The sequence below is a fragment of the Thermus sp. genome (assembly GCF_040290245.1).
GTDB lineage: Bacteria > Deinococcota > Deinococci > Deinococcales > Thermaceae > Thermus_A.
This window is the reverse complement of sequence record NZ_PSMQ01000028.1, coordinates 1-22,200: the sequence shown is the minus strand read 5'-3', so window position 1 is coordinate 22,200 and position 22,200 is coordinate 1. Positions and strand designations below refer to the sequence as shown.

Below are 22,200 nucleotides of genomic sequence, written 5' to 3'. Positions count from 1 at the left end.
CACCGCGTTGGCCCCCATCTCATAGAGGAGCTCGAGCCAGGCCCGGTAGAGGGTTTCCTCCTCGGGGAACTCCGCCGGGAAGCGGCCGGGCAGGGCGACCCCCAGGTTGACCCCGCGGATGAAAAGGGGGGTCTTTCCCACAAAAAACCTGCCCTCTTTGGCGAAAAACCTCACCTCCAGGGGCCTTTTGCGCTCCTTGGGCTGGGGCGGGGCGGGGGAGGGGAGGCCTCTTAAAACCCCTTCCGCCTCCGGGTACCCCAGCCTTTGGGCGTACTCCAGGGCGCTCCTTGCCCCTTCCAGGTCCCCCAGGGCCCTCAAGGTGAGGCCGAAGCCGTAGGCGGCCTCCCCCCCTCCCCGCTCGGTCCCCACCAGCCGGGCGAAGGCGAAAAGGGCCTCTTCCAAGCGGCCCAGCCGGTAAAGGGCAAACCCCGAGAGGAGGAGGGCTTCCTCCGGTGGGTCATACCCCTTTAAAAGGGGCTCGAGGTGGGCCAGGACCCCGGCCATTTCCCCTTTTTGGTACAGGGCGCGCGCCTCTTCCAAAGGGCTGGCCCGGCCGCACAGGCCCAGGGTCAGGGCGAGAAAAAGGGCTAGCCTCCTCATCGCAGCTTCCGGATGGCCTCCACCGCCTCGGGGTTTTCCAGGCTGGAGAGGTCACCCAGCTCCTCCCCGAGGTAGGCCCTTCGCACCACCCGGCGCATGATCTTGGCGTTCCGCGTCTTGGGGAGGTCGGGGACGAAGAGGACCCGTTCGGGTCGCAGGGGCCTGCCCAAAGCCGTGGCCACCTTTTCCGCCACCTCCTCGGCCAGATGGGGGTCTGGGGCGTACCCGGGCTTTAGCACCACGAAAAGGACGATGGCCTCCCCCTTGACCTCGTGGGGCACGCCGATGGCCGCGGCCTCCTTGACTGCGGTGTGGGCCAAGGCGGCGGTTTCCACCTCCGCGGGCCCCACCCGTTTGCCCGCCACCTTCAAGGTATCGTCCGACCGGCCGAGGATGAAGAAGTGGCCGTCCTCGTCCAAAAGGGCTAGGTCCCCGTGCACCCAGACCTTGGGGAAGCGGCCAAAGTAGGTCTCGAGGTAGCGCCCTTCGTCCTGCCAGAAGCCCTTGGTCATCCCCGGCCAGGGCCTCAAGACGGCGAGCTCCCCCACCTGGCCCACGACCGGCCTACCCCTCTCGTCCAATACCTCCGCTTGGATCCCTGGGGCGGCGGTGTTGAAGCCCATGGGTTTGATGGGCCTGAGGAGGACGTTCCCCAGAATCCCCCCCGCCACCTCTGTGCCGCCCGAGTAATTGACGATGGGAAGCCGATCCTCCCCCACCACCCGGAAGAACCAGAGGTAGGGCTCGAGGTTCCAGGGCTCTCCCGTGGAGCCCAGCACCCTCAAGGAGGAGCGGTCAAACCGCCTGACCGCCTCCTCCCCATGGGGGATGAGGGCCCGGACCAGGGTGGGGGAGAGGCCCAGATGGGTGATGCGGTGTTTCTCCACGAGTTCAAAGACCCGGCCCGGATGAGGAAAGTCCGGCGCCCCTTCGTAAAGGAGGACCGTTCCTTTCAGGATAAGCCCGCCGAGGATGGCCCAGGGGCCCATCATCCAGCCCAGATCGGTCAGCCAAAAAAGCCTCTCCCCCGCCCTTAAGTCGAAAAGAAGGGCCATGTCCAAGGCCGCCTTTAGGGGAAACCCCGCGTGGTAGTGAACCGTCCCCTTGGGTCGGCCCGTGGTCCCCGAGGTGTAGATGAGCATGAAGGGGTCCATGCTGGCCACCTCCCGGGGGGCGAGGCTCCCCCTTAGCTCGTGGAAGGCGGCCTCGCCTTTTTCCAAGGGGAGGCCGAGCCTCTGGACCACCAGCAAAAGGGGTGTCTCTGCAAGGGCCCGGGCTTTGCGGGCTTCCGCCAGGAGCTCTACCCTTCGGCCCCGCCTGAGGAAGCCGTCTTGGGCGATCAGGGCCTTGGCCTTCGCGTCTTTGAGCCGGACGGCGGCGGCCTCGGCCGCGTAGCCGGAGAAGATGGGGACGGCGATCCCTCCCAAGGCGGCCACCGCCAGTAGGCTGATGGCCGCCTCCAGGCTCATGGGCAGAAAGAGCCCCACCCGGTCCCCGGGTTCCACGCCCAAGGCGGCAAGCCCCCCCGCCACCCGGGCCACCTCCCTCTCGAGGGCTTCATAGGTCAGGCCCTGGACCGTTCCGTCCTCGCTTTCAAAGACGAGGGCCAAGGCTTCTTTGGGAGCCTGGAGGCAGGCCTCCACCAGGTTCAGCCTTCCCCCGGTGAAGAAGCTTGGAAAAGGGAATTCCCCTTCTATGGCCTTTTCGTACGGTTTCCGCCAGGGCCAGGCCAGATGGACCATAAGGGCCCGGTAGAAACCCTCCGGCTCCTCTACGCTGTAGCGGTGGAAGGCTCCGTAGTCGGAAAAGCCTAGGGCCGTCATCATCCGCCACAGGTGGCTTCCTTCCACATAGGGGTCCTTCGGATGCCAGATGTGGGTCAAAAAAACCACCTCCGTTTGGGTTTGGGGGCCTCCTTCTTTGGAGGCTGATCCTCTAAAAGCTCCAAAAAATCCCCTATGGAGCCCCGTTCCCTTGGGTTTTTGGCCAGGAGCCGCTTCAAGCCTCGGTCCAGCGCGGGGGGAAGGGGGGTGAAAGGGGGGGGGCGGTGGAGGTGGGCCTCCAGAAGCGCCTCGTAGGTCTCGCCCCGAAAGGGCCTTTTGCCCACCAGGATTTCGTAGGCCACGACACCGAAGCTGTAGGCATCGGAAAAGGGGGAGGGGTCCTCGCCCTTGAAGAGCTCAGGGGCCATGTAGTGAGGGCTGCCCGCGGCTTCACCTCCCTTTTCCCCCACCGGGCGGAGGGTGCCCAGGTCCCCTAGCCGGTAGACCCCGTCCTTGAGGAAGACGTTGGCGGGCTTGATATCCTGGTGCACAAAACCCCTTTCGTGAAGGAAAAGAAGGGCTTTGCCCACGGAGAGAAGAACCTGCTTGGCCTCTTCAAAGGAAAGGCGGCCCTCCTGGAGCCGGGCCTCGAGGGTCTGGGGGCAGTACTCCAGGGCCAAAAACGCATCCTCCCCATAGGGCTGCCCCCAGAGCCCCCGGACCAGGTGGGGGTGGCGGAGGGAGAGGCTCAGGCCCACCTCCCGGGCGAAACGTTCCCGCAAGAGGGGGTCCTGGCGCACCTCCTTCCTGGGAAGCTTCAGGGCCACCTCGAGGCCCCCCCCTTCCGCCAGGAAGACCTGGGCCGTCCGTCCCAGACCGAGGAGCATCTTTAGGCGGAAGTCCTTCCTAGTCAAGGCGCAGCGTCTCCCCTGGGGCGAGGGCCATGCCCTCCACCCCCATCTTCTGGGCCTCCCGGGCAAAGGCCGCCCCATCCTGCTCTATGGGTGGGAAGGTGCCATAGTGGATAGGCACCACGCGCTTGGGCCTGAGGAGCTCCAGGGCCTTTAGGGCGTCTTGGGGCCCCATGGTGAAGTGGTCCCCGATGGGTAGAAGCGCCAGATCCAAACCTAGCTCCCCGATGAGGCGCATATCGGAGAAGAGGGCCGTATCCCCTGCGTGGTAGATCCGCTTCCCTCCAAGCTCCACCACCACCCCCATGGGCATCCCCCCGTAGGTGCCGTCGGGGAAGCTGGAGGAGTGCCAGGCGGGCATCCACTGGAGCCAGCCCCCTTCAAACCGGTGCCTTCCCCCGATGTTCATGGGGAGGCTCCTCGCCCCGTGCTTCTCCGCGTAGGTGGCGATCTCAAACGTGGAGACCACCACCCCCCCCTTCTTGGACAGGGCCACCGCGTCCCCGAAGTGGTCTCCGTGCGCGTGGGTGACCAGGATCAGGTCCGCCCGGACCTCATCCACCCGCAGGGCGGCCTTAGGGTTGCCGGTGAGAAAAGGGTCTATGACGATCCGCGTTTTTCCGTCCGTGAGGAGGACTGCCGAGTGGCCAATATACCTGACCTCCACCATACCGACCTCCCTTTCCTTCACTATACCCAAGCCCCCCATGGGCGTAGACTGGGGCTGTGGAGAAGGACGACCTCCTGGAGAAGCTTGGGCAGTACCTGGTCTGGCGGATCGGAAAGGCGGAGGAGGAGGAGGTTTTGGTGGTCCGGCTGGGCCTGGCCTCGGCCCTTCCCCGCTTTTCCGAGAGGAAGCGGCTTTTGAACCTGTCGGACCCTGAGGCGGAGGCCCTCTTGAAGGCGGGGAAGGTCCGGGTGGAGTGGGTGGAGTGATGCTGGAGCGAAGCTTTGCCCTTACCCTGCCTGGCCGCCTGGCGGACTTGGATCCGGAGCGCCTTTTGCAGGCCCCGCCTTTTCGTGCGGTGGAACGGAAGGGGGAGTTTCTTAGGGGGGAACTGGTGGCGGAGACCCTCCTTTTTGGCGAGCTGGTTCTGCCCTTTATCAGCCGGCTCGAGGGGAACCGCCTTCTTGCCCTTCCCCTCGAGCCCCCCTATGCGGAGCTCTTCGGGGAAGCCCAGGAAACCCCCCATCTCACCCTTCGCCTCAGACTCCGCCTGCACCTCCCCCCGGGGTCCAAGTGGGGGAGCCGGGCCTTCCTTTCCATTGCGGAAAAGATCCTGGACAGGGCCCTGGAGAAAGCCCTGGCCCGGTACGCCGCTTTTTAGCCCACTATTTCAAAGACCGCGAACTTCAGGTACTGGGTTTCGGGCACGTTGAGGAGCACCGGGTGGTCGAACCCCTGGCCGCCCCTATGGAGGAGGTCAAGGAGGCGGTGGGCGTCCTGGGCGGCCTCCTGGAGCATCTGGTAGAAGAGGGGTTCGGTCAGGTGGTGGCTACAGCTTGCGGTGGCCAGGATGCCGCCGGTTTTGAGGAGCTTGAGGGCCCGGAGGTTCACCTCCTTGTAGGCCCGGTACGCCCGTTCCAGATCCCCTTTTTTCTTGGCGAAGGCGGGAGGGTCCAAAACGATGAGGTCGTAGGAGTTTCCAGCCTTTTCCTCCTCCCGGAGGAAGTCAAAGGCGTTGGCCCGAAGGGTCCGTATCCTCGGGTGGAGGCCGTTGAGCCGGGCGTTTTCCTGGGCCTGCTTTAGGGCCTCCTCGGAAGAGTCCACCGCCACCACCTCCTTAAACCCCAAAGCGAGGTGAAGGGCAAAGGAGCCGTGGTAGCTGAAGACGTCCAAAGCCCTTTCCCCGGTGAACCTTTCCATGTAGAGGCGGTTTTCCCGCTGGTCCAAGAAGGCGCCGGTCTTCTGGCCCGCGTAGAGATCCACCCCGTACCGCACCCGGCCCTCCTGGACAACCACGTGCTCGGGCACCCGTCCAAAGAGGGGCCTGACCTCGAGGGGAAGGCCCTCGAGCCCCCTCAGCCTGGCGTCGTTTCGCGCCAGGAGGCTTTTGAGGTGGGGCCTGAGGGCCTGGGCGATCCGGGGAAGAAGGGGCTCGAGGGCCCTGGCCGTGACCTGGACCACCCCGTGCCCCGCGTAGGTGTCCACCACCAGGCCGGGCAGCAGGTCTCCTTCCGCGTGGACCAGCCGGTACCCGCCCTCCGGGTCGGCCTCGAGGTGGGGAAGCCGCTTTTTAAGGGCCCGGTCTAGGTTTTCCAAAAGGGCTTCCACAGGGTCTGCGGTTGGCCTGAAGCGAAAGGCCCGCACCGTCAGGTCGCTTTGTGGGTTGTACAGGGCCCAGGCCAAAAACCGTTTCCCCCAGTAGACGGGGAAAAGCCCCGCCTCCTCCGGTCCTGAAAGCACATCCCGCCGGAAGACCCAAAGGTGACGACCAAGGAGCCGCGCGGCCCCTCGCTCGTTGACCAGAACCCTCACCGCCTGAGTATACTTAAGCGGGGCTTATTGACACCCCCTAAGGCCCCGGGTATCATAGCCAGGGGCGAAGTTTGCGCGTCTTTTCACGAAAGGAGGGAGTGTGGGAGGCCTGGGTCTTATCAAGAGCCTTGCAGAGAAGGAGCGGGAGCTTCTTTCCCGCCTCGAGGCCGCGAAGGAGGAGGCGGCCCTTCTCGTCAAGCGGGCCGAGGAGGAGGCGGGGCTGATCCTGAGACGGGCCGAGGAGGAGGCCAGGGCCCTGGAGGAGCGGTATAAGGCCGAGGAAAGGGCCAAGGTGGGGGCCATCTTAGCCGCGGCCCGGACCAGGGCAGAAGAGGAGGCCCAAAGGCTCAAAAAGGAAGCAGAGCCGCGGCTATCCGCCTTGGTGGACGACCTTCTTCCGGAGGTTCTGCCGTGATCGCCCCCATGGAGAAGCTTCTCGTGGCCGCCCCCAAGGGGCTGGCCCGGGAGCTTCTTCGTGCCCTCCAGGAGGCGGGGGTGGTCCATCTGGAGACCCTCCGGGTGGAGGAGCTTGCCGAGTACCGCCTTTCCCCTGAGGAGGTGGCGGAGCTCCGGGCTTGGGAGGGGGTTCTGGCGGGTTCGGAGCACACCTTGAGCCTTTTGGGTGAGGAGCCGGAGCCCGTAAGACCCTTCCCCGATGGCCTCGAGGCGGCGAAAAGGGCGCTCAATCCCCTTCAGACCCAGGCTGAGGCTCTTCTGAAGGAGCGGCAGGGGCTGGAGGAGGACCTCGAGCAGGCCCGGCTCTTCTCCGAGGTCTTTTCCCACCTTGCAAGGATGGCCCACGGTTTGGACGAAAGCCCCCTGGTCCGCGTTTTGGGCTTCCTCCTGAGCGAGAAGGAGCTTCCCCGGGTGGAGGGGGCGTTGAAGGCCGCCTTGGACGACCGGTTCCTTCTGGCCTCCGAGGCTTTGGGGGGGCGGCTGGCCGTGGTGGTGGTCGTCCACTGGAAAGACCTCGAGGCGGCGCGCCTGGCCCTCTCCCGCCAGGGGATCGCCGAGCTCAAGATCCCCAAGTATGCGGAACTTTCCCTTACCCGCGTGGCCAAGGCCCTTCAGGGCACCTTGGAGAAGGCGCCTCAGGAGCTTTCCGAGGTGCGGGAGGCGCTCTTAAAGCTCAGGAAGGAAGCCGCCCCCACCTTGAAGGCCCTCTGGACCCGGGCCAAGGATGAGGTGGCCCGGCTGAAGGCCCTTCAGGAACTGGCCGCGGGCCGGTTCGGGTTCGCCTTTCTCGGGTATCTGCCCCAGAAGGAGAAGGCCCGGGTGGAGGAGGCCCTTGCACGCTTCAAGGACCGGTTGGTCTACGCCTTTGAGCCGGTGGACGAGCATCACGAGGCAGACCGGGTGCCCGTCGCCCTAGACAACCCCCCCTGGGTCCGGCCGTTTGAGCTTCTGATCTCCTTCCTCAACACGCCGAAGTACGGCACCTACGACCCGAGCCGGGTCGTCGCCCTTTTCTTCCCGTTCTGGTTCGGGATGATCGTGGGGGACATCGGCTACGCTCTGATCTTCGCCCTGGTGGGGCGCTGGCTTTCCGGCTTTGTCCGCCGGGGTGAGCCTTTGGTCATCGACCTCTTCGGCCTCCGGCTCAAACCCCCGGTCCTCCAAAACATTACCCAGTTGCTCCGCTGGATGGTTTTCTGGAGCGTGGTCTGGGGGGTGGTCTACGGGGAGTTTTTCGGAACGCTTTTCGAGCATCTCGGGGTCTTCGGGACGCCGGAGCACCCGGGCCTGATCCCGATCCTCATCCACCGCATCAACACCGCCGCCACCGCCAACCTCCTCATCCTGACCTCGGTGGGCTTTGGGGTTCTCCTGGTCTTCTACGGCCTAGCCCTTAGGGCTTGGTTGGCCCTCCGGCACCACCACATGAAGCACTTCTGGGAGGGGGTGGGGTACCTGGGGGGGCTTGTGGGGCTTCTCGCTTTGGCCTACGCCTACTTGGGAAGGGTGAGCGCCCCCTGGGTGAATGGGCTTATGCTCGGAGGTTTTGGCCTCTTCCTGCTTTCGGTTTTGGCCAGCCGGATCTGGCTCATGATCCCTGAATTGCCCACGCAGGCGGGGCATATCCTTTCCTACATCCGGATCTACGCGGTGGGGGCCTCGGGGGCGGTCCTTGCGGGGCTTCTCACCGACGCTGGTTTTGCCCTCGCCCAGAAGCTGGGCCTTTTCGGCCTGGTCCTGGGGATTTTGGTGGCGGGGCTTTTGCACCTTCTCGTTTTGGTCCTCACCACCTTGGGGCATATGCTCCAACCCATCCGTCTTCTCTGGGTGGAGTTCTTCACCAAGTTCGGTTTTTACGAGGAGAGCGGCCGGCCCTATAGGCCGTTCAGGAGCGTCCGCGAGGGCGCATAAGGGAGGAAAAGAGATGAAGAAGCTAGGGATTATCTTTGCGGTGGTTCTCGGTGCTTTGGCTTTTGCGGCAGAGGGGGCGGCCTCCGGCGGCTCGGACCGGGGTCTCATCGCCGTGGGCATGGGGCTTGCCGTGGGGCTCGCCGCGTTGGGTACGGGCGTGGCGCAGGCCCGTATCGGGGCCGCGGGTCTAGGGGCAGTGGTGGAGGACCGGGGGAACTTTGGCATCGCCTTTATCTTCTTCCTGCTTCCGGAGACCCTGGTCATCTTCGGCCTGCTCATCGCCTTCATCCTGAACGGTAAGCTCTGAGCCCAATTCCCCGCCCTGCCCCCTCGGGGGGTGGGGCGGCCTCAAGGTGAGGAAGATGTCCAAGCTCGAGACGATTCTGGCCCAGGAGGTGGAGGCCGAGATCCAAAGCCTTCGGGAGGAGGCCGAGGCCCAGGCCAAGGCCTTAAAGGAGGAGGCCCAGGCCAAGGCCAAGGCCCTCCTCGAGGCCAAGGAGCGCCAGCTTAAATCCCAGCTGGCCCAGGCCCTAAAGCGTGCGGAAAGCGCCGCCGAGCTTCTCCTTTCCACGGCCCGCACCCAGGCCAAGGGAGAGGTCCTGGCCCAGGCCAGGCGGCTTATGGAGGAGAGGCTTCTGGCCCTTCCTCAGACAAAGGCCTGGCCTGAGGTCCTCAGGAAGCTTGCGGAGGAGGGTATCCGGGCTCTTCCGGAGGCCAGGAAGGCGGTGGTGGCCCCGGAGGACCTGCCCCATCTCGAGGCCTGGGCCCAGGAGAAGGGGCTTAAGCTGGAAGCCGATCCTGGCCTCCGGCTGGGGGTGCGGGTTTTGGCGGGGAAGAACCAGGTGGAAAACACGCTTCTGGAGAGGCTGGACCGGGCCTGGGATGGGGTCAGCGCCCGGCTGGCCAAGGCGCTTTGGGGCTAGGCCATGGATGACTTCAGCTACCTGAACGCCCGGGTCCGGGCCCGCAGGGCGGGCCTCCTCCCTGAGGGGTTTTTCCAAGAGGCCCTGGACCTAAACTTTTCCGACTTCCTTCGGGCCCTTTCCGAGACGGTCTACGGCCAGGAGCTTTCGGGACAGGACCTTGCCGCGGTGGATCGGGCCGTGACCCGGACGCAGGAGAAGCTGGTGGCCGACCTGGTGGACCTTTCGGGGGGGGAGGCGAGGGAGGCTTTGCGCCTCCTCTTCTTGGAGAACGACCTCACCAACCTTAAGGCCATCCTGCGCACCCGGGGCAAGGAGGAGATCGCCTTTCTCCCCGGTACCCTTAAAGAGAGCCTTTTAAGCGCCCTCCTCGAGGCCCAGGACCCCCAGGCCATGGCCCAGATCCTCTCCATCCCCGGCCACCCCTTGGCCCAGGCCCTGCGGGAGGCGGTGCGGCGGGGGGGGGACCTCGAGGCCACCTTGGACCAGCTCTTCTTCCAGGATGCAAAAAGGGCGGCCCAGCGCCTGGGGGATACCACCCTTCAGAGGTACCTGGCCCTGAAGATCGACGCTTTAAACCTGAGCCGGGCTTTCCAGAGCCAGGGCAAGGAAGCCCCCTTCATCCCTGGAGGACACTACGTGGACAAGGTCCGCTTCACCCGGCTTCTGGAAGGGGACTACGCGGTTTTGGACGAGCTGGCCAGGACTCCTCTTTCCGGGCTTTCCGGGGTTAAGACCCTTGCGGAGCTGGAAAGGCGGCTGCGCTGCGCCCTCCTTAAGGCGGCTCGGCAGGGGGGTTCCGACCCCTTAGGGGTGGGTTTGGCCCTGGCCTATGTGAAGGAGCGGGAGTGGGAGGGGCAGCGGATCCGGCTGCTGGCCCGCCGGGCCTACTTCGGTCTGCCCAGGGAGCGGGTGGAGGAGGAGGTGTTCTGCCGATGAAGCTCGCGGTCATTGCCGATCCGGCGGCCGCTTTGGGCTTCCGGCTCGCCGGGTTCTTGGCCTATGGGGCCACGACCCCGGAGGAGGCGAAAAAGCGCCTGGAGGAGCTGGTCCAGGTGGAGGATATCGCTTTGGTGGCCGTGGACCAAAGCCTCCTCCCGGAGCCGGAAAAGGCGGTGGAAAGGCTCCTTAGGGGGAAGGACCTGCCGGTCCTCCTGCCCATATCGGGCCTGAAGGACGCCTTCCAGAACCCGGATGTGGAGGCCTATATGCGGACCCTGGTCCGTCAGACCATCGGGTTTGACATCAAGCTATAATCCGTTTAGGAGGGAAGGATGATTCAAGGGACGATCTTGAAGATCGCGGGCCCCGCGGTCATCGCCAAGGGCATGACCGGGGCCCGGATGTACGACATCTGCAAGGTGGGCCACGAGGGCCTGGTGGGGGAGATCATCCGCCTGGATGGGGATACCGCCTTTGTCCAGGTCTACGAGGACACCTCCGGGCTCAAGGTGGGGGAACCCGTGGTCTCCACCGGCCTTCCGCTGGCGGTGGAGCTCGGCCCCGGGATGCTCAACGGCATCTACGACGGCATCCAGCGCCCCCTGGAGCGCATCCGGGAGAAGACGGGCATCTACATCACCCGGGGCGTGGTGGTCCACCCCTTGGACCGGGAGAAGAAGTGGGCATGGACGCCTGTGGTAAAGCCCGGGGATGAGGTGCAAGGGGGAATGGTTCTGGGGACCGTTCCCGAGTTTGCCTTCACCCATAAGATCCTGGTGCCGCCCGATGTCAAGGGCCGGGTGAAGGAAGTGAAGCCCGCGGGGGAGTACACGGTGGAGGAGCCGGTGGTGGTCTTGGAGGACGGGACCGAGGTCAGGATGTACCACACCTGGCCCGTCCGCCGGGCCCGCCCCGTCCAAAGAAAGCTGGACCCGAACACCCCCTTCCTCACTGGGATGCGCATCCTGGACGTTCTTTTTCCCGTGGCCATGGGCGGCACCGCGGCCATCCCGGGGCCCTTCGGCAGCGGGAAGACCGTGACCCAGCAGTCCTTGGCCAAGTGGTCCAACGCCGACGTGGTGGTCTACGTGGGCTGTGGGGAGCGGGGCAACGAGATGACGGACGTTTTGGTGGAGTTCCCCGAGCTCACCGACCCCAAGACGGGCGGGCCTCTGATGCACCGCACCGTGCTCATCGCCAACACCTCCAACATGCCCGTGGCCGCCCGGGAGGCCAGCATCTACGTGGGGGTGACCATCGCGGAGTACTTCCGCGACCAGGGCTTCAGCGTGGCCCTGATGGCCGACTCCACGAGCCGCTGGGCGGAGGCCCTGCGTGAGATCTCCAGCCGCCTCGAGGAGATGCCCGCCGAGGAGGGCTACCCCCCCTATCTGGCCGCCCGGCTTGCCGCCTTCTACGAGCGGGCGGGCAAGGTGATCACCCTAGGGGGGGAGGAGGGGGCGGTGACCATCGTGGGCGCGGTCTCCCCTCCAGGGGGGGATATGTCCGAGCCGGTGACCCAGTCCACCCTGCGCATCGTGGGGGCCTTCTGGCGGCTCGATGCTTCCTTGGCCTTCCGGCGCCACTTTCCCGCGATCAACTGGAATGGCTCCTACTCCCTTTTCACCGGGGCCTTGGACCCTTGGTACCGGGAGAACGTCGCCCCCGACTACCCCGAGCTGCGCGACAGCGTCTCGGAGCTTTTGCAAAAGGAAGCGGGTCTGCAGGAGATCGTCCAGTTGGTGGGGCCGGATGCTCTTCAGGACGCGGAGCGGCTTACCATCGAGGTGGGCCGGATCATCCGCGAGGACTTCCTGCAGCAGAACGCTTACCACGAGGTAGATGCCTACTGCTCCATGAGGAAGGCCTACGGCATCATGAAGATGATCCTGGCCTTCTATAAGGAGGCGGAGGCGGCCATCCGGCGGGGGGTTTCCATCGACGAGGTGCTGAGCCTTCCCGTGGTGGAGCGGATCGGCCGGGCCCGGTACGTCAGCGAGGACGCGTTTGGGGCCTATTTTGAGGAGGCCATAAAGGAGATCGAGGGGGCCTTCAAAGCCCTGGCCTAGGAGGGAAGATGGACCTTTTGAAGAAGGAGTACACCTCCATCACCTACATTTCGGGGCCGCTCCTCTTCGTGGAGAACGCGAAGGACCTGGCCTACGGCGCCATTGTGAACATCAAGGATGGAACGGGGCGCCTCCGGGGTGGCCAGGTGATTGAGGTTTCCGAGGAGTACGCGGTCATCCAGGTGTTTGAGGAGACCACCGGGCTGGACCTGGCCACCACCAGCGTGAGCCTGGTGGAGGACGTGGCGAGGCTTGGCGTCTCCAAGGAGATGCTGGGCCGGCGGTTCAACGGCATCGGGAAGCCCATTGACGGCCTTCCCCCCATCACCCCGGAGAAGCGCATCCCCATCGTGGGCCTTCCCCTGAACCCCGTGGCCCGTCGGAAGCCGGAGGAGTTCATCCAGACTGGGATCTCCACCATCGACGTGATGAACACCCTGGTGCGGGGGCAGAAGCTGCCCATCTTCTCGGGATCGGGACTTCCGGCCAACGAGCTCGCGGCCCAGATCGCCCGGCAGGCCACCGTCCGGCCCGACCTTTCCGGGGAAGGGGAGGAGGAGGAGCCCTTTGCCGTGGTCTTTGCCGCCATGGGCATCACGCAAAGGGAGCTTTCCTACTTCATCCAGGAGTTTGAGCGCACAGGGGCCCTTTCCCGCTCCGTTCTCTTCCTCAACAAGGCGGACGACCCCACCATCGAGCGCATCCTCACGCCCCGGATGGCCCTTACCGTGGCTGAGTACCTGGCCTTCGAGCACGACTACCACGTCTTGGTCATTCTCACGGACATGACCAACTACTGCGAGGCCCTGCGGGAGATCGGGGCGAGCCGCGAGGAGATCCCCGGCCGCCGGGGGTATCCGGGGTACATGTACACCGACCTGGCCACCATCTACGAGCGGGCCGGGGTGGTGGAGGGGAAGAAGGGCTCGGTGACCCAGATCCCCATCCTTTCCATGCCCGACGACGACCGGACCCATCCCATCCCTGACCTCACCGGTTACATCACCGAAGGCCAGATCCAGCTTTCCCGGGAGCTTCACCGCAAGGGCATCTACCCCCCCATTGACCCCTTGCCCTCCCTTTCCCGGCTTATGAACAACGGCGTGGGCAAGGGGAAGACCCGGGAGGACCACAAGCAGGTCTCGGACCAGCTCTACTCCGCCTACGCCAACGGGGTGGACATCCGGAAGCTGGTGGCCATCATCGGGGAGGATGCCCTCACGGAGAACGACCGCCGCTATCTCCAGTTTGCCGATGCCTTTGAGAAATTCTTCATCAACCAAGGGCAGCAGAACCGCTCCATTGAGGAGAGCCTCCAGATCGCCTGGGCGCTTCTTTCCATGCTGCCCCAGGGGGAGCTGAAGCGGATCTCCAAGGACCACATCGGCAAGTACTACGGCCAGAAGCTCGAGGAGATCTGGGGTGCGCCGCAGGTTTAGGGGGTGAGGGATGAGCCAGGTGAGCCCCACCCGGATGAACCTCCTCCAGCGCCGGGGGCAGCTCCGCCTGGCGCAAAAGGGGGTGGACCTCCTCAAGAAGAAGCGGGATGCCCTGGTGGCGGAGTTCTTCGGCCTGGTCAAGGAGAGCCTGGAGGCCCGCAAGGCCCTGGTCCGTACCGCCCAGGAGGCCTACTCGGCCCTCCTCCTGGCCAGCGCCTTTGAGACTCCGGAGCGGGTCAAGGCCCTGGCCTTGGGGGTGCCCTTAGTGGAAGGGGTAGAGGCGGAGGTGGAGAACGTCTGGGGGAGCAAGGTGCCCAAGCTCAAGGCCTCTTTTCCTGAGGCGGCCCTTTCCGATGCGCCCCTGGTCCTCGAGGCCCAGGCCGCCTTCCGCCGCTACGCCGAGGCTTTGATCCAGGTGGCCAACACGGAGACCCGCCTGAGGAAGATCGGCGAGGAGATCAAGAAGACCACCCGGCGGGTGAACGCCTTGGAGCAGGTGGTCATCCCCGGGATCCGGGGCCAGATTCGTTTCATCCAGCAGGTCTTGGAGCAAAGGGAGCGGGAGGACACCTTCCGCTTGAAGCGCATCAAGGGCAAGATCGAAGCCCGGGAGGCGGAGGAGGGTGGGGCCAACCCCCACCTGGAGATCGGGGTGGGTCTTTAGCGCCTCCTCCCTTAGCCCTGGGCTTGCTCGCTGAGGCATAGGCCTTGGCGGGTTTTGCTATTGACTGGGTTCAAGGTTTCTGGGTAGACTCCTCTTCGGAGGGACAGTATGACGCGTCTTTTCGGCCTCCTTTTGTTTTTTGCGTTGGCCTTGGCGCAGGGTCTGGGTCCTTACTGGCAGGAGGTCCAGCCCCCCGGTACGGTCTGTTCGGACGGTTCTCCCTGGAAGTTCTACGTGAGCCCGGGGGATCCCAAGAGGGTCTTGATCGACTTCCAAGGGGGCGGGGCCTGCTGGAACGCCCAGACCTGTGCCCCTGAGAGCCGGACCTACCGCAAGAAGGTGGACCCGCAGGAGCTCCTTTTGGCCCAGGGGATTTACAACCGGATGAGCATCGCCAACCCCTTCTTCGGCTGGACCCACGTCTTCGTTCCCTACTGCACGGGGGATCTGCACGTGGGCCGGGCCACGGTGGACTACGGTGGGTTCAAGGTCCACCACCAGGGGGCGCGCAACGCCCTGGCTGCTTTGGAATACGTTTTCAGAAATTATCCTAAGCCGGATCGGGTCTTCGTCACAGGTTGTAGCGCAGGCGGGTATGGGGCCGTCTTCTGGGCAGATAAGATTCTCTCTACTTACAAAAACGTTCAGATCGCCGTCTGCGGGGATGCGGCCTTGGGCGTAGCCACTCGCGACTTCCCTGGAAACCGTGTGTGGAATGCCCGTCTGCCCGAGCTTCCTGGTCTGGGTCCGAACCCCAGCGTGGAGGAGATCTACCGTGCCCTGGCCCAAACCTATCCCAGCGCGGCCTTTGCCCAGTACACCACCCAGCTGGACGGGACCCAGATCTACTTCTATGGCCTCATGAAGGGGGAGGCTTCCCCTTCGCAGGCCACCGCTCAGGAGTGGGCCCTAAGGGCCCAGGCCAGCCTGAAGGCCCTGGCCCAGGAGAAGAACTTCACCTACTACCTGGCCCCGGGCAGCCAGCACTGCATCCTCCCCCGGCCTGAGCTCTACACCCTAAAGGTGGGGGAGGTGAGCCTTTTGGACTGGCTCAGGTCCCTGGCGGAGAAGGGCCAGGCCCCTCGAGTCGGAGGTCAGTAAGGTCGGGAAGCGTTTTAAGGAGGCTCCGATACGCCTCCTTGGGGGAGGGGGCCTGGAGGAGGACGATAAGGGCCTCCTCCCCTTTTTGCACCAGGGCATCCGCCTTTAGGGTAAAGACCCCCTGGAAGTGGAGCGCGTCCACCAGGCCGGTGCGCAGCCGGTCGTAGGCGCTCAGCCGCGGGTTCTGCGGCTTGAGCCGGGCGAGAAGGCGGGCCCAGGCCAGGTAGAGGGGGTACCGGTCCGGGTAGGCCCTCTGCAGGGCGAAGAGGAAGAGGTAGTTGGCCAGAAACTCGTCCAGCCAGCGCCGGCCGCTTCGAAGCCGCCAGGCCACCTGGACCGCGTGGGCATACTCGTGCCCCAAAGTAAGGTCCAGAAACTCCGCCAAGGGCCCGGGAAGCCCCCCCTCGGCCACCGGGAGGAGGGCCTGGCGCAGGCGGTGGAGGAGGTGGTCAGGGTAGACGAGGGGGATGAAGAGGTAAAGCCGCAGCCGGCTTGTCCGCTGGAAGGGAAGGCCGTAGGGCACCCGGGTTCTTTCCCGCCAGTCCTTCTCCGAAAGCACGAAAAGGGTGACGGGGGGAAGGGGCCGGTACCGGAGGTAGACCCGGTGGAGGCCCTCGAGGTAGGCCTGGACCTGGGCCGTCCGCGCCCTGCCCCCAGCGCTATGAAAGGCGGGAAGGGCGGGATGGGGAAGGGCGTTCATATGACCTCCCTGAACCCGATTCGCTCCGCCTGGGCCTGGAGTTCCCGCCTGAGGAGGGGGTGGGCCTCGAGGCGGGGGTCCGTTTCCAGGATCTCCTTGGCCAGGGCCCGGGCCCTTTCGATGAGGTCCGTGTCCTCCGTTAGGTCCCCCAGCCTCAGCTCCGGGTAGCCGGACTGCCTCACGCCTCTAAGCTCCCCTGGTCCTCGGAGCTTCAGGTCCATCTCCGCGATGTAAAACCCGTCGTTCGAGGACTCCAGCACCTTAAGCCTCCTTAGGGTTTTCTGGCTTGCCTCCCCCGCGAGGAGGATGCAGTAGCCGGGAAGCCCCCCCCGGCCCACCCGGCCCCGGAGCTGGTGGAGCTGGGCCAGGCCGAAGCGCTCCGCGTTCTCCACGATCATCACCGTGGCCCTGGGGATATCCACCCCCACCTCGATCACCGTGGTGGAGACCAGAAGCTGGATCTCCCCCCTTCGGAAGGCCTCCATCACCTGGTCCTTTTCCTCCGGGGGCATCCGGCCGTGGAGGAGCCCCATGGACACCCCAGGGAAAAGGGCCTTGAGCTCCTCGTAAAGCGCGGTGGCCGCCTTGAGCTCCAGCGCCCCCTCTTCGGCTTCCTCTATGGCGGGGGCCACCACGAAGACCTGGTGGCCCTTTTCCAGCTCAGCCCGGGCGAACTGGTAGGCCTGGTGGCGCATCCGGTGGGGCAGGACCTTGGTCTTGACGGGGAGGCGGCCTGGAGGAAGTTCGTCCAGGGTGGAGAGCTCGAGGTCGCCGTAAAGGGTGAGGGCCAGGGAGCGGGGGATGGGGGTGGCGGACATGACCAGGACATCCGGGGGAGTCTTGGCCATCCTCAAAAGCGCCCGGCGCTGCAGCACCCCGAAGCGGTGCTCCTCGTCGATGACCGCAAGGCCGAGGTCGGCAAAGGCCACCCCCTCTTGGATGAGGGCGTGGGTTCCCACCACCACCTGGGCCTCCCCAGTGGCCAGCCGCCTTAGCACCGCCTCCCGCTCCTTAGGGCTGAGGGAGCCTAACAGCAGCTCCACCCGGATCCCGAGGGGGAAGAGGTAGCGGGTGAGGTTCTCGTAGTGCTGTTTGGCCAGGATCTCCGTGGGGGCCATCAGGGCCCCTTGGACTCCGTTTTGGGCCGCCACGTAAAGGGCCAGGGCGGCCACCACCGTCTTTCCCGAGCCCACATCCCCCTGGAGGAGCCGGGCCATCTGCCTGGGGGACTGCATGTCCTTTAAGATCTCCCCTAAAGCCCTTTCCTGCGCCCGGGTGAGGGCAAAGGGCAGGGTGGACCGGAAGGACTGAAGCCAGGCCTCCTCCACGTGGAACCGCCTCCCTAGGACCATGCCCCCCGCGTCCAGGAGGGCTTTAAGCTCTAAAAGAAGGTACTCGTCAAAGCGGAGCCGCAAAAGGGCCCGCTTGAGGTCCTCCTCCGAGTCTGGGAAGTGGATGTGCTTGTACGCGAAGCCCCGGGGCACCAGGCCCAGCCGGGCCCGGTAGGCCTCCAAGGGGTCTTCGATTGCGGCCACCTCCAGGGCTTTATGCACCGTCCGCCGGATAAAGGCCTGGCTTACCCCCTCCTTGGCGGGGTAGACGGGGACGATCCTTCCCGTGGAGAGGGACTCCTGCCCTTCGTCCTCAAAGTGCTCCACCAAAAGCTGGACCTTCCCCCTTTTTTGCACCCGGCCTGTGGCCAGAAGGGTGGCCCCTTCCTCCAGCTTGCTCAGGACCCAGGGCTGGTTGAACCAGACTAGGGTGATCCGCCATCCCCAGGCGTCCTGGGCCAGGGCCTGGACGATCTGCATGCCCTTCCTCGGGGTTTTGATCAACTCCTTTTTTAGGATTTTAACCAATAAAGTGGCCTTCTGCCCCTCCTCCAAGAACCTCACCCCGGGAAGGGCCCGGCGGTCCTCGTACCGCCTGGGGTAGTACTCGAGGACATCCCTCAGGGTGTGAAGCCCGAGCTCCGCGAGCTTTTTCCGGCTTTGGGGCGGGGCGAGGAGGTGGGCGGGGGCCTCCAGGCGAGCTTCTCCAGAACTGAGCCCCTGGCCCGGGGGGGAAGCGGGGGTTTCTTCTAAAAGTTCCAACGCCCTTTCCAGGACGCGCCGCCGCTTTTCGGGCGGGAGGTCCCGGTAGCCCTGGAAAAGCCTTTGGAGCTCGGGGAAGGGGTGGGCCAGGGTCTGGACCAGCCGTTCCAGACCCCCCACCACCACCCGGTCCTGGGCTCCGTCCTCGAGCTCCTTCAAAAGGGGGCGGCGGATCCTTTCCCTCAGCTCCGCCAAGGTCACGGTTTCATGATACCCTGCCTACTATGGGCCTATGGACGGCGGTCTTGGAAAACGGTCTCACCCTGGCCCTGGAGGAGCGGGACTACCCCGGCGTGGCCTTTCAGCTCCTCCTTCCTGGGGCGGGGGCGGTACAGGACGGCCCTATCCAGGGGTCGGCCACCCTTCTGGAGGCCTGGCTTTGGAAGGGGGCGGGAGACCTGGACGCCCGGGCCTTTGCCCAGGCCCTGGACCGGCTGGGGGTTCGGCGGCAAAGCGGCGTGGGCCTGGAGTACGCCGCCTTTTCTGCGGCGTTTCTGTCCGAGGCTTTGGAGGAGGTTTTCCGGCTCTACGGCGAGCTCTTCCGCCGCCCCTGGCTTCCCGAGGCGGCCTTTGAGGCGGTGCGGAGCGTGGCCCTTCAGGAGCTGGCCTCCTTGGAGGACCAGCCTGCGCGGAAGCTGTTCAGCTTTCTCCGCCGCCAGGTCTTCCTCTCCCCTCACGGCCAGGAGCCCCTGGGACGGGAGGAGGATCTGGAGCGGGCCACTCCAGAGGCGGTGCGGCGGGAGTTCTTCCGCTACACGCCGAGGGGCGCCATCTTGGCGGTGGCGGGGGGGGTGGACTGGGGTCGGCTTCTTGGGGCGGTAGAGCCCCTTCTGGCCTGGCGGGGAGAGGAGCTCCCTTACCCAGAGCCCCGGCTTTCCGAACCCCAGACCTTTGCCCTCTTCCGCTCCACCGCCCAGGTCCAGATCGGCCTCGCCTACCGGGACGTGGGGCCGGAGGACGAGGCGTTTTACGCGGCTAGGCTGGCCCTCGAGGTCCTCTCGGGGGGGATGGCGAGCCGTCTTTTTACCGAGGTGCGGGAGAAGCGGGGCCTGGTCTATGCCGTCTCCGCCTTCCCTGCCGGCGTAAAGGGGCAGGGCCTCCTTATGGCCTATGCCGGGACGACCAAAGAGCGGTACCGGACCACCCTCGAGGTCTTAAAGCAGGAGATCGCCCGGCTACGTGAGGGGGTTTCCGAGGAGGAGCTCCCTCGGGCCAAGGTGGCCCTGCGCACCGCCCTGGTCATGGGGGATGAGTCGGTTCGCACCCGCGCTGCTTCCATGGCCCGGGACCTGTACACCCTAGGCCGGGTCCGGCCCCTTTCCGAGGTGGAAGAGGCCGTCGAAAAGACCTCCCTAGAGGCGGTGAACGGCTTCCTGGCCCGGCATCCGTACGAAAACCCCTGGGTGGGGCTTCTGGGGGAGGTGGAGGATGTTTCGCGAGGAGAAGCTTAAAAACGGCCTCACCGTGGTGGCGGAGATCCTGCCCCAGGCCCGGAGCGTGGCCCTGGGGTACTTCGTGAAGACGGGGGCCCGGGACGAGGGGCCGGAGGAGAGCGGGGTCAGCCACTTCCTCGAGCACATGGTCTTCAAAGGCCCACATGACCTGGACGCCCTCACGGTCAACCTCCTGTTCGACCGGATGGGGGCGCAGTACAACGCCTTCACCTCGGAGGAGGCCACGGTGTACTACGGGGCCGTCCTGCCCGAGTTTGGCCTGGACCTTTTGCGGCTTTTGACCCGGCTCATGCGCCCCGCCCTGAGGCCGGTTGACTTTGAACTGGAAAGAAAGGTCATCCTGGAGGAGATCGCCCGCTACGAGGACCGGCCGGGGGCCATGGCTTTCGAGTGGGCGAGGCAGGCCTTCTTCCAGGGCCACCCCCTGGGGAACTCGGTCCTGGGAAGCCGGGAGAGCATCACCGCCCTTAGCCCAGACCAGATGGCGGACTACCACAGGAGGCGGTACGTGCCGAAGAACGTGCTCCTCGCCCTTTCCGGACCCCTAGACCTGCCCCGGGTTCTAGAGGAGGTGGAGGCCCTTACGGAAGACTGGGTGGGGGAGGCGGTGCGGGCCTATCCTCCCCTTACCCTGCGGGTAGGAGCAGAGAAAAGACCCTACGCCAAGGCCCGCCAGCTCTACCTGGTGGGGCTTTACCCCGGGGTGGCCTTCCAGGACGAGCGGCGCTACGCGGCCGGTGTGCTGGCCCACCTCATGGGGGAGGAGGCGGGGCGGCTTTACTGGGCCCTGGTGGACCGGGGCCTGGCGGAGACGGCGAGCTTCGGCCACGAGGAGGCGGATGGGGCAGGCTTCTTCTACGCCTATGTCCAGGCGGACCCCAAGTACGAGGCCCTGGTCCGGGAGGCGCTTTCCGAGGAGTTTTCCCGGCTTTCCCTCGAGGGGGTGACGGAGGACGAGGTGGAGCGGGCCCGGACGGCCCTGGCCACGGGGGTGGTCTTCGCGGGGGAGACCCCCATGCAGCGCCTTTTCCACCTGGGCCTCCACCACCTCTACACCGGCCGGTATGCGCCCTTAGACGAGGAAAAAGCCCGTATCCTCTCCGTGACCCGGGAAGAGGTTATGGCCCTTTTGGAGGAGGCCCCCTTCCAAAAGGGGTTTGCCCTGATGGTGGTCCCGGATGGAGCCTAAGGCCCTCCTCGCGGCCTTGGTCACCCTCTTCTTCTGGGCTTCGGCGTTTGCGGGTATCCGGGCGGGGCTTTTGGGCTATAGCCCGGGCCACCTTACCCTTTTGCGCTTCCTGGTGGCCTCTTCCGCCCTCCTCCTTTACGCCTTCTTCGCCCGGATACCGCCCCCTCGAGGAAAGGACCTTCCCCGGCTTTTGGTCCTCGGAGTTTTGGGCATAACCCTTTACCACACCGCCCTCAACTTTGGAGAAAAGACGGTTTCAGCCGGGGCGGCCAGCCTCCTCATCGCCTCTGGGCCCGTCTTCACCGCCCTCCTCTCCTACTTTTTTTTGAAGGAAAAGCTCTCCCTTTGGGGCTGGGGGGGGATCCTCCTGGCCTTTTCGGGGGCGGCCCTCATCGCGTTTGGGGAGGGGGGCGGAGTGCGGCTGGAGAAGGGGGCGCTTCTTATCCTCCTCTCCGCCCTTTCCACCTCCTTTTACTTCGTCCTGCAGAAACCCCTTTTTGCCCGGTACCCCCCCCAGGCGATGACCGTCTACACCCTTATCCTGGGCACCCTGCCCCTCCTTTTCTTCGCCCCCGGCCTGGGGGAGGCCCTCCGGACGGCCCCGCTTTCCGCCACCTTAAGCGTGGTCTACCTAGGCCTTTTTCCAGGGGCTTTGGCCTACTTCACCTGGACGTATGCGCTTTCCAAGACCCCCGCCTCGAGGCTGGCCAGCTTCCTTTACCTTTCCCCCCTTCTCGCCATCCTGATCGGCTACCTCTGGCTTGGGGAGGTCCCTTCCCCTTTGGCCCTTCTGGGTGGGGGGTTGGCCCTTCTGGGGGTCCTCGTGGTGAACACCTGGGGGCGGGTATAAAGGGGGCATGAGGCCCCTTCTCCTTCTCGCCCTTTTCCTTTCCGCCTGCGCGCCAAGCCTTTTGCCGTTTGACCCCGGCCGGCTCCCAGACCCCGCGGACTGGGACCCAAAGCCCGCCCCTTTGGAGTGGTGGTACGCCTCGGGGCATCTAGGGCAGTACGCCTTCCATTTCGCCTTCTTCAAGGCCTACCCGCCCCGGGACTACCAGGGGATGGGCCTGCTTGGCTGGCTCTTCCCCGGACCTTTCCACGCGGTCCATCTTGCCCTCACCGATTTAAGGACAGGGGAACGGACCTCTCTCGAGGCCTCCAGTTTTCCCAAAGGCGAGGCTCAGGTGGGGCCGGGGCCCACTTTGGCGCTTGCGGGCTTCCGCTTCTTTCGCCAGGGCGCTTCCTTTCGGCTTGAGGGGGGGCCTTTGGCTCTGGAGCTTCACCCTTTAAAGCCCCCGGTCCTCCACCCGCCCGGCTACTCGGGCACGGAGGAGACGGGCCGGATGTACTACCAGTCCTACACCCGACTTCTAGCCCAGGGGCAGGTTTTAGGGAAGGAGGTGGAGGGTCTGGCCTGGTTGGACCACCAATGGGGGGACCAGCCCTCCGGCTTCCAGACCACCTGGGACTGGTTCGGCCTCCACCTTTCCACGGGCCAGGAGCTCA

Annotated in this window: 23 protein-coding genes; 16 read left to right on the top strand and 7 right to left on the bottom strand. The window is 65.3% G+C overall.

Annotated elements, in window-relative coordinates; all coding sequences use genetic code 11:
• The 4 genes from C4301_RS05585 to C4301_RS05570 all read right to left on the bottom strand — a co-directional run.
• On the bottom strand, positions 1–600 hold a 600-nt coding region (locus C4301_RS05585), incomplete at its 3' end, for a tetratricopeptide repeat protein (protein ID WP_503012395.1).
• Positions 597–2,483 (bottom strand): AMP-binding protein, encoded by a 1,887-nt coding sequence (locus tag C4301_RS05580; RefSeq protein ID WP_352414120.1) that lies wholly within the window; start codon positions 2,481–2,483, stop codon positions 597–599. The genes C4301_RS05580 and C4301_RS05585, both read right to left, overlap by 4 nt.
• Positions 2,480–3,250: a serine/threonine-protein kinase gene (locus C4301_RS05575; RefSeq protein ID WP_352414119.1), complete on the bottom strand. Its 771-nt coding sequence runs from the start codon at positions 3,248–3,250 to the stop codon at positions 2,480–2,482. Before C4301_RS05575 ends, C4301_RS05580 begins: the two co-directional genes overlap by 4 nt.
• Before the next feature lie 19 nt (positions 3,251–3,269).
• Positions 3,270–3,944 (bottom strand): metal-dependent hydrolase, encoded by a 675-nt coding sequence (locus C4301_RS05570; protein ID WP_352414118.1) that lies wholly within the window; start codon positions 3,942–3,944, stop codon positions 3,270–3,272.
• Positions 3,945–4,000: 56 nt separating this feature from the next.
• Here C4301_RS05570 and C4301_RS05565 point away from each other — a divergent pair, with 56 nt between their 5' ends.
• Together C4301_RS05565 and C4301_RS05560 are read left to right on the top strand one after the other, a co-directional pair.
• On the top strand, positions 4,001–4,210 hold the full coding sequence (locus C4301_RS05565) for a DUF3248 domain-containing protein (RefSeq protein WP_352414117.1): 210 nt from the start codon (positions 4,001–4,003) through the stop codon (positions 4,208–4,210).
• The gene (locus C4301_RS05560) at positions 4,210–4,602 is read left to right on the top strand and encodes a DUF3809 family protein (RefSeq protein WP_352414116.1); all 393 of its coding nucleotides are present in this window, start codon (positions 4,210–4,212) and stop codon (positions 4,600–4,602) included. Before C4301_RS05565 ends, C4301_RS05560 begins: the two co-directional genes overlap by 1 nt.
• Here C4301_RS05560 and C4301_RS05555 read toward each other — a convergent pair.
• The gene (locus C4301_RS05555; RefSeq protein ID WP_352414115.1) at positions 4,599–5,753 is read right to left on the bottom strand and encodes a 23S rRNA (cytosine(1962)-C(5))-methyltransferase; all 1,155 of its coding nucleotides are present in this window, start codon (positions 5,751–5,753) and stop codon (positions 4,599–4,601) included. The genes C4301_RS05560 and C4301_RS05555 overlap by 4 nt on opposite strands.
• A 100-nt stretch (positions 5,754–5,853) precedes the next feature.
• Here C4301_RS05555 and C4301_RS05550 point away from each other — a divergent pair, with 100 nt between their 5' ends.
• The 10 genes from C4301_RS05550 (at position 5,854) to C4301_RS05505 (ending at position 15,258) form a co-directional block, all read left to right on the top strand.
• A complete protein-coding gene (locus tag C4301_RS05550; protein WP_352414114.1) occupies positions 5,854–6,168 on the top strand; it encodes a V-type ATPase subunit subunit G family protein in 315 nt (104 codons plus the stop codon).
• Positions 6,165–8,120, top strand: a complete 1,956-nt coding sequence (locus tag C4301_RS05545; RefSeq protein WP_352414113.1) for a V-type ATP synthase subunit I — start codon at positions 6,165–6,167, stop codon at positions 8,118–8,120. Before C4301_RS05550 ends, C4301_RS05545 begins: the two co-directional genes overlap by 4 nt.
• Positions 8,121–8,133: 13 nt before the next feature.
• Positions 8,134–8,427, top strand: coding sequence for an ATP synthase subunit C-like protein (locus C4301_RS05540; protein WP_352414112.1), 294 nt, complete (start codon positions 8,134–8,136; stop codon positions 8,425–8,427).
• Positions 8,428–8,482: 55 nt separating this feature from the next.
• Entirely contained in the window at positions 8,483–9,043 is a 561-nt protein-coding gene (locus C4301_RS05535; RefSeq protein ID WP_352414111.1) for a V-type ATP synthase subunit E, read from the top strand.
• A 3-nt stretch (positions 9,044–9,046) separates the two neighbouring features.
• Positions 9,047–9,982, top strand: coding sequence for a V-type ATPase subunit (locus tag C4301_RS05530; protein ID WP_352414110.1), 936 nt, complete (start codon positions 9,047–9,049; stop codon positions 9,980–9,982).
• On the top strand, positions 9,979–10,299 hold the full coding sequence (locus tag C4301_RS05525) for a V-type ATP synthase subunit F (protein ID WP_352414109.1): 321 nt from the start codon (positions 9,979–9,981) through the stop codon (positions 10,297–10,299). The genes C4301_RS05530 and C4301_RS05525 overlap by 4 nt, the downstream gene beginning before the upstream one ends.
• Before the next feature lie 18 nt (positions 10,300–10,317).
• On the top strand, positions 10,318–12,054 hold the full coding sequence (locus C4301_RS05520) for a V-type ATP synthase subunit A (RefSeq protein WP_352414108.1): 1,737 nt from the start codon (positions 10,318–10,320) through the stop codon (positions 12,052–12,054).
• 8 nt (positions 12,055–12,062) lie between these two features.
• Positions 12,063–13,493, top strand: a complete 1,431-nt coding sequence (locus C4301_RS05515) for a V-type ATP synthase subunit B (RefSeq protein WP_352414107.1) — start codon at positions 12,063–12,065, stop codon at positions 13,491–13,493.
• A 10-nt stretch (positions 13,494–13,503) separates the two neighbouring features.
• Complete coding sequence (gene atpD, locus C4301_RS05510; protein WP_352414106.1) at positions 13,504–14,157, top strand: V-type ATP synthase subunit D; 654 nt, start codon at positions 13,504–13,506, stop codon at positions 14,155–14,157.
• A gap of 108 nt (positions 14,158–14,265) precedes the next feature.
• Positions 14,266–15,258: a pectin acetylesterase-family hydrolase gene (locus tag C4301_RS05505; RefSeq protein ID WP_352414105.1), complete on the top strand. Its 993-nt coding sequence runs from the start codon at positions 14,266–14,268 to the stop codon at positions 15,256–15,258.
• Here the strand turns inward: C4301_RS05505 and C4301_RS05500 are convergent.
• Both C4301_RS05500 and recG read right to left on the bottom strand, forming a co-directional pair.
• Positions 15,209–15,958 carry a hypothetical protein gene (locus C4301_RS05500; RefSeq protein ID WP_352414104.1) on the bottom strand — a complete coding sequence of 250 codons (750 nt, stop codon included), beginning with the start codon at positions 15,956–15,958 and terminating at the stop codon, positions 15,209–15,211. The two genes, C4301_RS05505 and C4301_RS05500, sit on opposite strands and share 50 nt — an antisense overlap.
• A complete protein-coding gene (gene recG / locus C4301_RS05495; RefSeq protein WP_352414103.1) occupies positions 15,955–18,252 on the bottom strand; it encodes an ATP-dependent DNA helicase RecG in 2,298 nt (765 codons plus the stop codon). The genes C4301_RS05500 and recG overlap by 4 nt, the downstream gene beginning before the upstream one ends.
• 23 nt (positions 18,253–18,275) lie before the next feature.
• Here recG and C4301_RS05490 point away from each other — a divergent pair, with 23 nt between their 5' ends.
• The 4 genes from C4301_RS05490 to C4301_RS05475 form a co-directional block, all read left to right on the top strand.
• Positions 18,276–19,502 carry a M16 family metallopeptidase gene (locus C4301_RS05490; RefSeq protein ID WP_352414102.1) on the top strand — a complete coding sequence of 409 codons (1,227 nt, stop codon included), beginning with the start codon at positions 18,276–18,278 and terminating at the stop codon, positions 19,500–19,502.
• Positions 19,480–20,694, top strand: a complete 1,215-nt coding sequence (locus C4301_RS05485) for a M16 family metallopeptidase (protein ID WP_352414101.1) — start codon at positions 19,480–19,482, stop codon at positions 20,692–20,694. Before C4301_RS05490 ends, C4301_RS05485 begins: the two co-directional genes overlap by 23 nt.
• The gene (locus C4301_RS05480) at positions 20,684–21,544 is read left to right on the top strand and encodes a DMT family transporter (protein ID WP_352414100.1); all 861 of its coding nucleotides are present in this window, start codon (positions 20,684–20,686) and stop codon (positions 21,542–21,544) included. The genes C4301_RS05485 and C4301_RS05480 overlap by 11 nt, the downstream gene beginning before the upstream one ends.
• Before the next feature lie 7 nt (positions 21,545–21,551).
• A partial coding sequence (locus tag C4301_RS05475; RefSeq protein ID WP_352414099.1) for a lipocalin-like domain-containing protein occupies positions 21,552–22,200 on the top strand: 649 nt, incomplete at its 3' end.

What these genes read in the sequence shown, in the direction of transcription:
- C4301_RS05480 (WP_352414100.1), top strand. Translation starts at nt 20,684, where the DNA reads ATGGAGCCTAAGGCCCTCCTCGCGGCCTTGGTCACCCTCTTCTTCTGG.
- C4301_RS05490 (WP_352414102.1), top strand. Translation starts at nt 18,276, where the DNA reads ATGGGCCTATGGACGGCGGTCTTGGAAAACGGTCTCACCCTGGCCCTG.
- C4301_RS05535 (WP_352414111.1), top strand. Translation starts at nt 8,483, where the DNA reads ATGTCCAAGCTCGAGACGATTCTGGCCCAGGAGGTGGAGGCCGAGATC.
- C4301_RS05570 (WP_352414118.1), bottom strand. Translation starts at nt 3,944, where the DNA reads ATGGTGGAGGTCAGGTATATTGGCCACTCGGCAGTCCTCCTCACGGAC.
- C4301_RS05485 (WP_352414101.1), top strand. Translation starts at nt 19,480, where the DNA reads ATGTTTCGCGAGGAGAAGCTTAAAAACGGCCTCACCGTGGTGGCGGAG.
- C4301_RS05575 (WP_352414119.1), bottom strand. Translation starts at nt 3,250, where the DNA reads ATGCTCCTCGGTCTGGGACGGACGGCCCAGGTCTTCCTGGCGGAAGGG.
- C4301_RS05515 (WP_352414107.1), top strand. Translation starts at nt 12,063, where the DNA reads ATGGACCTTTTGAAGAAGGAGTACACCTCCATCACCTACATTTCGGGG.
- C4301_RS05500 (WP_352414104.1), bottom strand. Translation starts at nt 15,958, where the DNA reads ATGAACGCCCTTCCCCATCCCGCCCTTCCCGCCTTTCATAGCGCTGGG.
- C4301_RS05505 (WP_352414105.1), top strand. Translation starts at nt 14,266, where the DNA reads ATGACGCGTCTTTTCGGCCTCCTTTTGTTTTTTGCGTTGGCCTTGGCG.
- C4301_RS05540 (WP_352414112.1), top strand. Translation starts at nt 8,134, where the DNA reads ATGAAGAAGCTAGGGATTATCTTTGCGGTGGTTCTCGGTGCTTTGGCT.
- C4301_RS05520 (WP_352414108.1), top strand. Translation starts at nt 10,318, where the DNA reads ATGATTCAAGGGACGATCTTGAAGATCGCGGGCCCCGCGGTCATCGCC.
- C4301_RS05525 (WP_352414109.1), top strand. Translation starts at nt 9,979, where the DNA reads ATGAAGCTCGCGGTCATTGCCGATCCGGCGGCCGCTTTGGGCTTCCGG.
- atpD (WP_352414106.1), top strand. Translation starts at nt 13,504, where the DNA reads ATGAGCCAGGTGAGCCCCACCCGGATGAACCTCCTCCAGCGCCGGGGG.
- C4301_RS05560 (WP_352414116.1), top strand. Translation starts at nt 4,210, where the DNA reads ATGCTGGAGCGAAGCTTTGCCCTTACCCTGCCTGGCCGCCTGGCGGAC.
- C4301_RS05530 (WP_352414110.1), top strand. Translation starts at nt 9,047, where the DNA reads ATGGATGACTTCAGCTACCTGAACGCCCGGGTCCGGGCCCGCAGGGCG.